10 protein-coding genes, 1 pseudogene and 1 other annotated feature are annotated in these 13,409 nt (G+C 35.3%); of the genes and pseudogenes, 9 read left to right on the plus strand and 2 right to left on the minus strand.

Annotated elements, in window-relative coordinates:
• The first annotated feature begins 20 nt into the window (after positions 1–20).
• On the plus strand, positions 21–1,769 hold the full coding sequence (locus V7S50_RS29660) for an MFS transporter (RefSeq protein WP_242251400.1): 1,749 nt from the start codon (positions 21–23) through the stop codon (positions 1,767–1,769).
• Positions 1,770–1,983: 214 nt separating this feature from the next.
• A complete protein-coding gene (locus V7S50_RS29665; protein ID WP_242251402.1) occupies positions 1,984–3,258 on the plus strand; it encodes an MFS transporter in 1,275 nt (424 codons plus the stop codon).
• A gap of 42 nt (positions 3,259–3,300) precedes the next feature.
• Here V7S50_RS29665 and V7S50_RS29670 read toward each other — a convergent pair whose 3' ends face one another.
• Positions 3,301–4,284, minus strand: a complete 984-nt coding sequence (locus tag V7S50_RS29670) for a ketoacyl-ACP synthase III (protein ID WP_242251404.1) — start codon at positions 4,282–4,284, stop codon at positions 3,301–3,303.
• 181 nt (positions 4,285–4,465) lie between these two features.
• Here V7S50_RS29670 and V7S50_RS29675 point away from each other — a divergent pair.
• Both V7S50_RS29675 and hflX read left to right on the plus strand, forming a co-directional pair.
• Positions 4,466–5,019, plus strand: a pseudogene (locus tag V7S50_RS29675) (cobalamin biosynthesis protein CbiN).
• Between the two features lie 483 nt (positions 5,020–5,502).
• Positions 5,503–6,762: a GTPase HflX gene (gene hflX, locus V7S50_RS29680; protein WP_242251406.1), complete on the plus strand. Its 1,260-nt coding sequence runs from the start codon at positions 5,503–5,505 to the stop codon at positions 6,760–6,762.
• 41 nt (positions 6,763–6,803) lie between these two features.
• On the opposite strand, the gene V7S50_RS29685 is transcribed toward hflX, so the two are convergent.
• Positions 6,804–8,444 (minus strand): peptide ABC transporter substrate-binding protein, encoded by a 1,641-nt coding sequence (locus tag V7S50_RS29685; protein ID WP_242251408.1) that lies wholly within the window; start codon positions 8,442–8,444, stop codon positions 6,804–6,806.
• A 222-nt stretch (positions 8,445–8,666) separates the two neighbouring features.
• Between V7S50_RS29685 and V7S50_RS29690 the strand changes: the two genes are divergently transcribed.
• From V7S50_RS29690 to V7S50_RS29710, 5 genes are all read left to right on the plus strand, one after another.
• Entirely contained in the window at positions 8,667–9,878 is a 1,212-nt protein-coding gene (locus V7S50_RS29690; protein ID WP_001149421.1) for an MFS transporter, read from the plus strand.
• A gap of 10 nt (positions 9,879–9,888) precedes the next feature.
• A complete protein-coding gene (cysK, locus tag V7S50_RS29695; protein ID WP_063222661.1) occupies positions 9,889–10,806 on the plus strand; it encodes a cysteine synthase A in 918 nt (305 codons plus the stop codon).
• A gap of 79 nt (positions 10,807–10,885) precedes the next feature.
• On the plus strand, positions 10,886–11,398 hold the full coding sequence (locus V7S50_RS29700; RefSeq protein WP_242251410.1) for a GNAT family N-acetyltransferase: 513 nt from the start codon (positions 10,886–10,888) through the stop codon (positions 11,396–11,398).
• An 81-nt stretch (positions 11,399–11,479) separates the two neighbouring features.
• Positions 11,480–12,307: a DUF4037 domain-containing protein gene (locus V7S50_RS29705; protein ID WP_242251411.1), complete on the plus strand. Its 828-nt coding sequence runs from the start codon at positions 11,480–11,482 to the stop codon at positions 12,305–12,307.
• 23 nt (positions 12,308–12,330) lie between these two features.
• Positions 12,331–12,906 (plus strand): hypothetical protein, encoded by a 576-nt coding sequence (locus tag V7S50_RS29710; protein WP_242251413.1) that lies wholly within the window; start codon positions 12,331–12,333, stop codon positions 12,904–12,906.
• A gap of 243 nt (positions 12,907–13,149) precedes the next feature.
• Positions 13,150–13,372 (plus strand) — a binding site (T-box leader).
• Positions 13,373–13,409: the final 37 nt, after the last annotated feature.

The following is a 13,409-nucleotide window of genomic DNA, read 5'->3' on the forward strand; positions in this document are numbered from 1 at the left end:
AAATAAAGGGGTAGAAGAACATGGAACAATCAAAGGGTATTAAGATTGTCTTTTTAATGTGCTTAGGTATATTTCTTTGTATGATTGATACGACAATTATGAATATAGCTTTACCAGCGATACAAACGAGTGTAAATACTTCATTAGAAAAGATGTCTTGGGTATTAAATGTTTATACAATGACAATAGCTGTACTTGCTATTCCGCTAGGACGGATAGCTGATATTTTTGGGAAAGCAAAGATGTATATTCTTGGTTTGATAATTTTTGGTGGTGGATCAGTACTTTGTGCTTTTGCTAATACGGGCGATTTTCTTATCTTATCTCGCTTTATACAAAGTGTAGGTGCAGCGATTTTATTTCCAACTAGTATGGTAATTGGTGTATCAGCTATGCCATTAGCAAAGAGGCATGTTGCACTTGCGATTTTAGGAGTAACACAAGGACTATCAGCTGCGATGGGACCAGTAATAGGTGGAATTATTACACAAAATTTCGGTTGGAGATGGGTGTTCTTCGTAAATGTTCCAATTTGTATTCTTGGAATCATTTTATGCTGCATTATGCTACAAATAAAAAATGAAGAACGTATTATCTCAAAAATAGATTGGGTAGGACTACTATTAAGTAGCTTAGCAATTTTTTCTTTTACTCTCATATTAGTAAAAGGAAATACATGGGGATGGCAAAGTAATATAGCTTTGTCTTGTTATGCAATTAGCACTATTTCTCTTATTCTATTTGTTCTAGTGGAACGAAAGATTCATAATCCAATGGTGAATTTGAATTTATTTAAAAATCGAATGTTTGTTGGAGCATCTATCGTTGTAATATTAAGTAATTTATTTTTAATTGGAGTAACTGTATTACTTCCAACGTTCTTGACGAAAATACAAGGTCGAACGGAAATTGAAGCAGCTTTTTTAGTGACACCTATTTCAGCAATGATATTTTTGGTCTCACCAGTTGCAGCAACATTAATTAAAAAGCTTGGCAAAGTAACTATTATTATGTCAGGATTTCTTGTTATGGGTCTATCCTACTATTGGTTGCAAATGATTGATGTTAATTCAACAAATATAGAAATTATTATTCCATGTATGATATTAGGGATTGGATATGGTTTGGTAGTGGGACCAATTACAGTTTTAAGTGCATCTTCGTTTGAAGGGGAATTATTAACTGCTTCTCAAAGTGTTATATCAATGTTGCGGCAAGTAGGTATTGTTTTAGCGATCGCAATATTTGTATCTAACTTAACTCACAACTTAACTGTAAATAAAGAGAATGTATATCGTTATGCAGAAGAAAAAGTTCGTAATATTCATGTGAGTAGTGCCGAGCAAGCGGAGATATTACAAGTAACAAAAGAAAAAATAGAGAATCAAAGTATAGATAAAAATGTAGAAAAGCATCAAAATGAAACATTTGTAGGATTAAATAAAGAGAAAAAAGACGAATTAATTCACCAAAAGGTGGATGAAGTATTAAGAGAAGTTCCAGTAGAATATAGAGATGTAAAAAGAGAAGAAGTTATGAGTCAAGTAACAAATGAAGTTGAACAACAAGAAGAAAGTATAAAGAAAGAAGTACTCGCATTTTCGAATGATGTGAATCATTATGCTAAGAATCAGATGGCTATGAGTTTTACAGATTTATATAAAGTGAGTGTGCCAATTATTTTAGTTTTTGCTTTAGTGAGTTTGTTATTTTGGGAAGGAAAGACTTTGAGTAAAAAGAGAGGGGAAAGAGTTGTAGAGGGAGTCTAAGGGAATTAATCTAAAGGTGAGTTATATTCAAATGATGGAATGCAAGCTGTGATAAAATTAGTATAATTATTTTGGGAACCCCTCGGTAATGGGAAAAACATAAACCGTGGGGTTCTTTACATGTATAAATAAATTTCAGCATTTTAAATTTGGGGATTTTGTTGTTCTATAGTACATTAACAAGAGGTATTAGTCTTATAGAGAGGGTGAGGAAATGATAGATACGGCAGGTGCTTCAATAAGTAATCGTATGTATACAGAAGAAGAGCAACAAAAATTATACAAAAGAACATTAATAATCGTAAGCATTTCACAAATGTTCGGCGGAGCAGGATTAGCTGCTGGAATTACAGTAGGTGCACTTCTTGCGCAGCAAATGCTTGGGACAGATGCATTTGCAGGTTTACCTGCTGCTATGTTTACGATGGGATCGGCGGTAGCGGCTTTCTTTGTCGGGAAGTTATCACAAAAACATGGTCGCCGCATAGGGCTTGCAGCTGGTTTTATAGTAGGCGGGCTAGGGGCTATTGGAGTTGTGGGGGCAGCTTTAACAAATAGCATTATTCTTTTATTAGTTTCTTTACTTATATATGGCGCGGGTACAGCTACGAATTTACAAGCGCGTTATGCTGGAACGGATTTAGCGAATAAGAAACAAAGAGCAACTGCTATTAGTATTACGATGGTAATGACGACTTTTGGTGCAGTCGCAGGTCCGAATTTAGTAGGTGTAATGGGAAGGTTTGCTCATTCAATTGGAATTCCTGAACTTGCTGGTCCGTTCATATTATCAGCAGCGGCATTTATACTGGCTGGTCTTGTCTTATTTGTTATGCTTCGTCCAGATCCGTTACTTGTTGCTAATATGATAGAAACATATAAACAAGAGCATACATATAAGGGGCAACCAGTAACAGAAGAAGCGACAGAAAATAAACAAGGCATTACTGTTGGAGCTATCGTAATGATACTTACGCAAATCGTGATGGTTGCGATTATGACGATGACGCCAGTTCATATGGGACATCACGGTCATGCTTTAAGTGCAGTAGGACTTGTGATTGGTTTTCATGTAGGTGCAATGTATCTTCCATCTCTCATTACGGGAATGTTAATTGATAAAATTGGCAGAACTACAATGAGTATAGCTGGTGGAGTAATTTTACTAGTGGCAGGTGTCATAGCTGCGATAGCGCCGAGTGATTCTTTAATACTATTAATTGTTGCTTTGTCTTTACTTGGATTAGGATGGAACCTCGGTTTAATAAGTGGTACTGCTCAAATTGTTGATGCAACTATCCCTTCCACACGTGCAAAAACACAAGGAAAGATCGATGTGTTTATTGCGCTAGCTGGAGCTTCAGGCGGAGCGATGTCAGGAATGGTAGTGGCGAATTCGAGTTATGCGGCATTGTCATTAGCGGGAGGAGTGTTAGCTTTCATGCTCATTCCTGTAGTGATATGGTCTCGAAAAGAAGTAAGAAATTAAAGAGAGGTTCTAGTTACTGACTAGAACCTCTTTTTTATACGTTTAGCTTAAATCCCACTCTACAATAAGCCCTAAATGCGTAAGACCACCGCCAAACCCGTATAGTAAAAGTATGTCTCCGTTATTTAATTTTTCTGCTTTTCTAGCTAAATCTAAAGCGAGTGGAATGGAAGCTGAAGAGGTATTCCCCATGTATTTTACACTCGTTAAAGTTTTTGAAATTGGAATTTCGGTTTTCTCACAAATAGATTCAATCATTCGTAAGTTTACACTGTGTGGTACGAACCAGTCTATATTATCTATTTGCATATTTGCGGTATGTAATAGTTCTTTTATACCTGCTGGTACTGTGCGTGTTGCCCATTTATATACTTCTCTCCCGTTTTGAACGATTTTTTCATTTGTTTGCAGTGGCGTGCCATTCATAGTAGTAGATAAGTTTGTTCGGTATAGATGAATTCCGCCGTCACCATTTGTTCCCATATGAGCAGCGATAAAGCTTGGTTTGTTTTCATCTCTTTCTAATAAAATGGCTCCAGCACCATCACCGAATAAAATACATGTCGTTCTATCGGTGTAATCAGTAACTTTAGATAATGTCTCTGTCGCTACGACAAGTACTCTTTCATGTGATCCAGAAGTGATTAAACTATTAGCTACGTGTAGTCCATATGTGAAACCAGCGCAAGTGGCATTTAAATCAAATGCCATTGTATGGGGTATGTTGAAATGTTGTTGTATTTGACATGCAACACTAGGAAAAACATAGTCAGCAGTTGTTGTAGCGACGATGATACAGTCGATATCTACTAAGTTCTTTTTAAATGTTGTACATAAATTTTCAATTGCTTTAATGGCTAAGTGTGAGGAGTATTCGTCTTCGCTAGCAATCCTTCTTTCTTTCATTCCTGTTCTTTGTACAATCCATTCATCATTCGTATGAACCATCTTTTCTAAATCGTTATTAGACAATATTTGATCTGGAACATGAGTACCAATTGCAGTAATACGGGATTTAGAATGCATAGGAACAGCTCCTAACTTTTATTTTTATAACCTGATATTAATACCAGGTTATAAAAATGTCAATAAAGACTTTTGTTGTATTGAAACGATAATGCTTAACTTACAATGAAGGAATTTGGTGAGTGTTGTAAAAATAATATACGAGAAGTTTCAAAATTGATAATGAAGAGAGTTGAGCTCCTTGAATAGAATTTTACATATGTTTCCTGTTGTCATTATTTGTAGCTTTATTCTTATTATTTTTCCAGAGAAATCTTATGCTTGTGATTGTATTAACGTATCGGCAGAAGATGCCTTTAAAAAAAACGATGTAGTGTTTGAGGGGAAGGTAATTGAGGTTGGAAGGAAAGAAGGGATTGGGATTGAAGTATTATTTGAAGTGAAGAAAATATGGAAAGGGACAACTTCTTCGCAAATTATCGTATATACAAATGGTGGTGATTGTGTGTTTCACTTTGTAGAGGGAGGAGAGTACTTAGTGTTTTCTTCTCAAAGAGGATCAGAAAAACAATTACACACACATAGTTGTAGTAGAACGAAGAGATTGGATGAGGCAGGGGTGGACAAAGTGGCTTTAAGTCAAATTGCAAAAGAATTTGCTCCGACGAAGAAAATGGATTTAAAAGGAGAAATGGTGAGTGGTTTCAGTTGGTAGCAAGTTGCTATCATTTCCATAGGTCTGTTATTGATTATTGCTGTTGTTATTTTATTGTGAGAAAAATGCGCAAAAAATGACGATTAAAGTAAATATATAAAGAATTTCTTTCTGTTTCTATAGGTGGTTTAATCTTGTGAAAGCGAATTACTTATGCTACACTTTATGTAACTTAAAATGAACGGAGGGGCTTCCTTTGATCTTAATCAGATTACGTCTCAATACTTTGTGCCAATAATTGAATAGCGCTCAAAGGCTCTGTCTGTGTGCAGAGTGAACGGGATTGGTCTGCCTATTTTAAAGGAACCCTTTATTAAGCTTATATGTGAAAAAGAGGGAGGGACGAATACGCCCTCTTTTTGTTTTGCCTTTATAAATAGAATGGGATCGTATAGGTGAACACTTATTGTGGATATGTATATGATCTTGGGACTTTTTGACTATGAGATAGGATGAAAGCACAGCTTTCTTCTATTTCTTTGGTGAACCCTTATCCGTTTACGAAAACACAGGCAGCGACCTGTGTTTTTTATTTTACGTAATCGAAATGGAGGAATAAATATATGGAAGAATTATTACAAAGAGCAGTTTTAGTTGGAGTAAATTTAGGTAATGAAGATGATTTTGCATATTCGATGGAAGAGCTAACAAATCTTGCGGAAGCTTGTGATGTAGAGGTAATTGGACAAGTGACGCAAAATTTACAACGAGTAAATCCATCTCACTATATTGGAAAAGGAAAGATTGAAGAAGTAGCAGCCTACGTAAATGAAGTAGATGCGAATATGGTCATCTTTAATGACGAATTATCTCCTTCACAAATTCGAAATTTAGAAGCGGATTTAGATTGTAAAGTTATTGATCGTACCATTTTAATTTTAGATATTTTTGCGCAACGTGCGAAAACGAAAGAAGCGCAGCTACAAGTAGAAGTAGCTCATCTTCAGTATATGATGCCTCGTTTAATCGGTCTTCGTGAATCGTTAGGAAGACAGAGTGGCGGCGTTGGTACGAAAAATAAAGGTGTCGGTGAAAAAAAGTTAGAGTTAGACCGTCGTAAAATTGAAGAGCAGATTTCAGTATTAAATAAAGACCTAGAAGCACTTGTTGCACAGCGTCAAACGCAGCGAAAGCAACGTAAGAAAAATAAAATTCCTGTTGTAGCATTAGTAGGTTATACGAACGCAGGAAAGTCAACGACGATGAATGCAATGCTTGAAATTTATAATGGTACAGAAGAAAAACAAGTATTTGAAAAAGATATGTTATTCGCGACGTTAGAAACATCGGTGCGAAACATTGATTTACCAGATAACAAATCATTCTTATTAACAGATACAGTTGGGTTTGTAAGTAAATTACCACATCATCTTGTGAAAGCATTCCGTTCAACATTAGAAGAGGTAGCGGAAGCAGACTTACTTATTCATGTTGTAGATTACGCAAATCCAAATTATGAACAGTTAATTGATATTACAAATGAAACGTTAAAGAAAATTGGAGTAGAAAATATTCCAACAATCTATGCTTATAACAAATCAGATATGGTAGATGTTGAAATTCCGAAAGTACAAGAAGACCGAGTTTATTTATCAGCGAAGAAACATGTTGGAATTGAAGAACTTGTAGAAATGATTCGCTCACACATCTATAAAGAGTATACGAAGTGTGAAATGTTAATTCCGTATGATCAAGGACAGGTAGTTTCTTATTTCAATAATCATGCACACGTTCTATCGACGAGTTATGAAAACGAAGGTACGAAACTAGAAGTAGAATGTAAGACGAGCGATTACGAAAAGTATAAGCGTTTTTCAATTTAATAAAAAAGGCGATCCTAATATATGTTAGGATCGCCTTTTTCTTATTCTGTAATAGAGGCCCATTTATAAGAATAAATTCCTGCAAATGGACGAACAACAACACCTTTTACGGTTGGACGTTCTAAATATACAAGTCCTGATTGGAAGATTGGAGCGATAGCTGCATCATCTTCAAGTAAGATTTTCTCTGCATCTTGGAACGCTTTCCAACGTGCTGGTAAGTCAGTTACTAAAGTAGAGCTCGTTTTCTCAATTAATTCGTCGTATTGTTTGTTTGAGTAACTCATCTTATTAAACGGTCCGTCTGTGACGAACATATTTAAAAATGTTGTAGGATCAGGAAAATCTGGTCCCCAAGTAGAAAGTGAAATTTCAAAATCACCATTTCCTTCACGATCTAAAAATGCTTTTACTGGAAGGGGTTGTAATGTGATTTTTAGTCCAGGTAAGTTTTTCTCCAGTTCACCTTTTAAAAATTCACTAATTTTTTTATCGTTAGACTCATCAGTTGTTATGATTGAAAGAGAAGCGTTTTGTAAATTTGTTTCTTTTTTCGTAGTGTCCCATAGTGTTTTAGCTTCTTTCACATTTGTTTCTACTTTTACATTACTTGTACTGCGAAAATCTTTATTGTCAGGTCCTTTTACGAATCCTTTCGGAACGAATGCATTTGCAGGTATAGAACCATTGTTTAAAATCGTTGTTGCGATTCCTTGTTTATCAAAAGCAAGCGAAATAGCTTTACGAGCATTTTTGTTTGCTAATAAAAGATTCTTTTGACTAAATCGGAAAAACGTCACAGAAGGACGTTCCATTTTCTTTAAGCTCGGATCTTTTTGATATTTATCAACAAACTCTGAATTGATCGTAATACGGTCTACTTGTTTACTTTCAAATAAATTAACAGCTGTTGAAGTATCTTTTACGATATTTACATTAATTTCATTTAATTTCACATTTTTATTATCCCAGTAGTTCGGGTTTTTCGTCATTTTGTAACTTGTATCATGTTTCCATTCACTTAATTGGAACGGCCCATTATAAACTACATTTGCAGCTTCAAGCCCGTAATTTTTCCCTTGCGCTTCTACTATCTTTTGGTTTTGAGGATAAAATGTTGCAAATCCCATTAAACCTAAAAAGTATGGAACAGGGTGTTCTAACTGTACTTCAAGAGTTTTATTATCAATTGCCTTTACACCAAATGAATCAATTGGTAATTCTTTTTTATTTACTTTTTCTGCGTTTTTAATATCGAACATAATATGTGCGTATTCAGAAGCAGTTTCTGGATTAACGGCACGTTTCCATGCATATTCAAAATCATGAGCAGTTACTGGATCGCCATTTGACCATTTTGAATCGTGTAATGTAAATGTATATGTTTTTCCGTCTTCGCTCAGTTTGTATGATTCAGCTGCTGCAGGAACAGGTTTGTTATCCGGACCAGGCATATATAATCCTTCCATTACGTTGTTTAAAGCAGCGTAAGAGAACCCATCGGTTGCGATAGATGAATCAAGTGTAGAAATTTCCCCGGCTTCTACAATGTTTAATACTTGTTTTGAAGAATCTTTTTTCTTTTCTCTGGTAGTTGTTGCCTCTTGTTTTTGGCCACATGCTGTTAAAAACATAGATAATGTGATTGAGAGTGCAACGATTCCTTTAGTTTTTTTCTTCATAGCTGTCATCCTTCCCTTCATCTCTGCCTTAGTATAAAAGAAAATATAGAAAATTTCTATAAATAAACCCGATAAAACGTATAGAAAAAATATATTATGTAAGAAGTGATATTTCTGGAAAAAGAAATGAAACCAGTATAGAATAGAAATGTTTCAAAAGTCAGAATTTATTACACCTACTGTAATAAATATATATTTTGTACAGGAAGGAGAGATTCATATATGCAGGCAGTTTCGCAAAAAAACACAGTAGAAACACCGACAATATACCGAATACTATTTGCGATTAGTTTCGGTCATTTTTTAAATGATTCGATGCAAGCAGTTGTGCCCGCGTTGTTTCCTATTTTGGAAAAAACGATGAATTTATCCTATATGCAAGTAGGGTGGATTGCGTTTGCGTTAAATATGACATCATCGATTATGCAACCGGTTTTTGGTATGTATTCGGATAAGAAACCGTCACCATTTTTATTACCGCTCGGTATGTTTTCAAGTATGCTTGGGATGATTGGACTCGCGTTTGCACCGAATTTTATTATTGTTATTATTTCTGTTTTATTTATCGGATTGGGTTCCGCAGTCTTTCATCCAGAAGGCGCCCGAGTTGCTTATATGGCAGCCGGTGCAAAACGTGGTTTAGCGCAAGCAATTTATCAAGTGGGAGGAAATACAGGAAACTCCCTAGCTCCAATTTTTACAGCGTTAATTTTTGTCCCGCTCGGCCAAATTGGTTCTTTAGGTTTTACAGCCTTTGCAGCGGTAGGGATTGTATTATTAATTTTCGTATCAAATTGGTATAGGAATGAATTAGCGACTGGCGCTGTGAGAAGAAAAAAGAGGGCTGCGCTTGAGGCGGAAAATGCGATTGTAAGTACACATATTAAATTTGTTATTTTACTTCTTGTTTTCCTTACTTTTGTACGCTCTTGGTATGGTGCTGGTATCGGGAATTTTTATCAATTTTACTTAATTGAGCATTACGGTTTATCTATAAAAAATGCCCAGTATTTCGTATTCGCATTTATGATTGCCGGTGTATTAGGAACTTTCTTTGGTGGACCGTTAGCAGATCGATTTGGAAAGAAAACAATTATTGTATTTTCAATGCTAGGTTCGGCGCCACTTGCACTTTTACTACCTCACGTTTCGCTCGCGTGGGTCGTACCGTTATTTCTATGTATCGGTTTTATTAGTTCAAGTAGTTTTAGTGTAATTGTTGTATATGCGCAAGAACTTGTACCTGGAAAAGTAGGAATGGTATCTGGATTAATTGTAGGGCTTGCGTTTGGACTCGGAGCTTTAGGATCTGTAGTTCTTGGGAAATTGGCTGACATATATAGTCTACAATTCATTATGTTACTATGTAGTTGTCTACCATTAATTGGACTTACTTCTTGGTTACTGCCAAGTGATAAGAAAACGATAGAATAGGGGATGCACTATGAAATTATGTGAAAATGTTACAGAACTAATAGGAAATACGCCTGTCGTCCGATTATCTAAATTTATTCCAGAAGACGCAGCAGATGTGTATGTAAAACTGGAAATGTTTAATCCATCACGCAGTGTGAAAGATCGTGCCGCCTATAATTTACTTCACGTCGCTGAAGAGAATGGTCTCATCAAACCAGGAGATACAATTATTGAACCGACAAGTGGAAATACAGGAATAGGCTTAGCGATGAATGCAGCCGCAAAAGGATATAAAGCGATTTTAATAATGCCAGATAATATGTCAAAAGAGCGTATAAATTTATTAAAAGCATACGGAGCAGAAGTAGTTTTAACACCAGCAGAACAAAGAATGCCAGGAGCAATTGCGAAGGCGTTGGAATTACAAAAGCAGATACCGAATAGTTTTATTCCACAACAATTTGAAAACCCGGCGAATCCAAATATTCACCGTTATACAACTGCACTTGAAATTTATGAACAAATGGATGGAGAGCTTGATGCGTTTGTAGCAACGGCAGGAACTGGTGGAACTATTACAGGGACTGGGGAAACGTTAAAAGAAAAACTATCAAACTTATATATTGCAGTAGTAGAACCGAAAGGATCTCCCGTTTTATCAGGCGGTGTCCCAGGTCCTCATAAACTAGTAGGAACAAGTCCAGGGTTTATCCCAAAAAACTTAAATACCGAAGTGTATAACGAAATTATTCAAATTGCAGACGAAGAGGCTTTAACGACAATGAGAAACTTAGCTAGACAAGAGGGGTTATTAGTTGGGCCGTCTTCTGGAGCTTCTGTTTACGCAGCAATTATGATAGCAAAACGCTTAGGCGCAGGTAAAAAAGTTTTATGTATTGCACCTGATACAGGGGAACGTTATTTGAGTATGGGATTATTTGAATGAAACTGATAGAAACACCTTAATCGTGAAATTGTTACGATTAAGGTGTTTGTTTTAGGTTGTAAAGAGGGGGAGGATGACAATGAAACTATTAAAACCAATACATGAATTTAGTGAACAAATTATAGAATACCGGGATGCATTTTTACATACTGATGAACAACCACACGGCAGTAGTTCTTTACAAAATTATGATTTTCTCGATGAATGGTTTGAAAAAGTGAATAAACAAGAAATAGGAGAAAATTTACTCGCTAATCGAGTACCATCTAGTCAGTTTTTAAGTTTTGAAAAAGGAGAACTTATAGGTTTTGTAAATATTAGACATCGATTAAACGAAGAATTATTGCGGGAAAGTGGTCATATTGGATATAGTGTCCATCCGAATAAACGTCGCCAAGGTTACGCGACAAAACAATTGAAACTCGCATTAGATGAAGCGCAAAAGTTAGGGTTGCAGAGAGTGTTAATAACTTGCGATAAAGTTAATATCGCATCGGCAAAAACGATTCAAAAGGTTGGCGGTGTGTTAGAAAATGAAGTGGTTTCTTCTTATACAGGTGAAATTGTTCAGCGTTATTGGGTAGAAATATGATTTAGTAGGAATTTGAAAAGGTTATATCGAAATAGATAAATGAAAAAGTAATGATGTATTGCAATTTTAGGGGGAAATGAAGTGGGATTAAAAGAGAAAGCAATAGAAATTTCGGAGATTTATAGGGGAAATCCGAAGGTGGAGGCTATTATTTTAGCGGGTTCAGTAGCTAGAAAGCTAGAAGATGAACATTCAGATATTGAGTTGCATATTTTATGGTCAGCACCACTAGAGGATGAGGATCGAAAAGGGCCTATAAATCATATTGGTGGAACGATTTTATCATATCATCCTTACGAGGAAGAAGAATGGTCAGAAACCTATTTGACGAAAGAAGGAATTAAATTAGAGATTAGTAACTTTTTAACAAAAACAGTAGAGAAAGTTATTTCGGATGTGGTGGATCAATATGATATAAGTTATGAAAAACAATGTATCGTATCATCTGTTCATGATGGTGTTAGTTTGTATGGAGAAGAGAAAGTGAATGAATTAAAAGATAGAGTGATAGCATATCCAGAAAATCTAGCGAAACGGATGATTTCAGAAAATCTTTGGTTAAGCAATCGCTGGCATAATCGAAAGGCTCTTTTAAAACGAAAAGACTGGCTTATGCTTTATGATGTTATTTGTGAAGTGCAAAGGAATGTATTCGGTGTTTTATTTGGTTTGAATAAAATGTATGTACATCATCCAGCATTTAAATGGATGCCTAATAATGTGGAACTAATGACGATTAAACCTGAGAATTTCTATGAGCGTATGGCGGAAACGTTAATAGGGAATCCGGAAAATAGTGTGCAGGAGTTAGAGTTGCTAATAGAAGAAGTGTTGCAACAAGTTCATATATTCGCTCCGGAAGTAAATGTCGATGAGCAAGAAAAATCTATTTTCTATTTTGTTAAATAGAAAATAGAAATAAGGAGGAAGTTATGGGCTTTTTTAATAGGTTTTTCAAAAAAGTTGAAAAAGTAAATGAGCAAGAAGCCACTTTACATGAATTAAATGAAGAATTGTATGTTGAATCTACGGTAGAAGAAGCGACTAGTTATTGGGTATCGCTGGCACAAAATATAATTATCAATGCTGTAAAGGCAGCTGACAATGATGTGGAACGTGCCTTCGTATTACTGAACTTGAAGAAAGGTGAGGCTTCATTTGATATTTTTTATCAAATAAATGGGCAATTGTATTTCTGGGATCAGTTAGAAGATGAGGTGATGAAAAATAGAATTCAGAACGAGTTGTTACCTCAAGCTCCAGAAGTCTCAAATGCAGTAAATCAGCAATTTCGTGAAGCTGACCACCCTATAATCTCGTTCGCACAATTACAGTTTGAATGGGAAACGAAAGCCTGGTTCTCACATATAATTTGGGAAGATAATCTTGCTGCTCAATTACCAAAAACTCGAATTCTAAATGAATGGTTTAATGTAATTGAAAGAGAAACGAAGAATAAACCATTGGATAGTGATACGAAATTTTCTTGGTATCCATCAAGCTCTTAAAAGCTAATAACAAATAGGGGTATTTTATGTTTTCAGATGATTTTTCTTTGGGAATAAGTATCAATAATGTGCAATTTTTTCTCATGCCTTCTTGAATTCTTTATACACTAATCTACTTATTTTCTAAAATAACACTTACATTTTAAATTTTTAAATAGAATATAATACATAAAAATTCAAAATATAAGTTGACACTATTTTTAATGTATGATAAAAATGATAGTAATCAATTCGGAAAATAATATTTGGGCAATGAAAGGGTATAGTAGTGAATATCTCCCTATTTCAGAGAGCTGATGGTTGGTGTGAATCAGTATATAGATTATTCATGAAGTTCGTCCTGGAGCATCTTTCATAAATCTCACATTGTGAGGAAATGAAAGACGGTAGTTTATACCGTTATCAAATAAAGTGGTGAAGATTGTTTCACAACTAGGGTGGTACCGCGATATTTATCGTCCCTACGTATTTACGTAGGGACGTTTTTTATTTAGGTCTTACTT

The sequence above is a fragment of the Bacillus sp. CCNWLW194 genome (genome assembly GCF_037120585.1).
Taxonomy (GTDB): domain Bacteria; phylum Bacillota; class Bacilli; order Bacillales; family Bacillaceae_G; genus Bacillus_A; species Bacillus_A basilensis.

Bases quoted from the DNA above. Each gene is read 5' to 3' on its own strand.
- V7S50_RS29700 (WP_242251410.1), top strand. From the start codon at position 10,886: ATGAAACTATTAAAACCAATACATGAATTTAGTGAACAAATTATAGAA.
- V7S50_RS29685 (WP_242251408.1), bottom strand. From the start codon at position 8,444: ATGAAGAAAAAAACTAAAGGAATCGTTGCACTCTCAATCACATTATCT.
- V7S50_RS29665 (WP_242251402.1), top strand. From the start codon at position 1,984: ATGATAGATACGGCAGGTGCTTCAATAAGTAATCGTATGTATACAGAA.
- hflX (WP_242251406.1), top strand. From the start codon at position 5,503: ATGGAAGAATTATTACAAAGAGCAGTTTTAGTTGGAGTAAATTTAGGT.
- V7S50_RS29710 (WP_242251413.1), top strand. From the start codon at position 12,331: ATGGGCTTTTTTAATAGGTTTTTCAAAAAAGTTGAAAAAGTAAATGAG.
- V7S50_RS29690 (WP_001149421.1), top strand. From the start codon at position 8,667: ATGCAGGCAGTTTCGCAAAAAAACACAGTAGAAACACCGACAATATAC.
- cysK (WP_063222661.1), top strand. From the start codon at position 9,889: ATGAAATTATGTGAAAATGTTACAGAACTAATAGGAAATACGCCTGTC.
- V7S50_RS29660 (WP_242251400.1), top strand. From the start codon at position 21: ATGGAACAATCAAAGGGTATTAAGATTGTCTTTTTAATGTGCTTAGGT.
- V7S50_RS29670 (WP_242251404.1), bottom strand. From the start codon at position 4,284: ATGCATTCTAAATCCCGTATTACTGCAATTGGTACTCATGTTCCAGAT.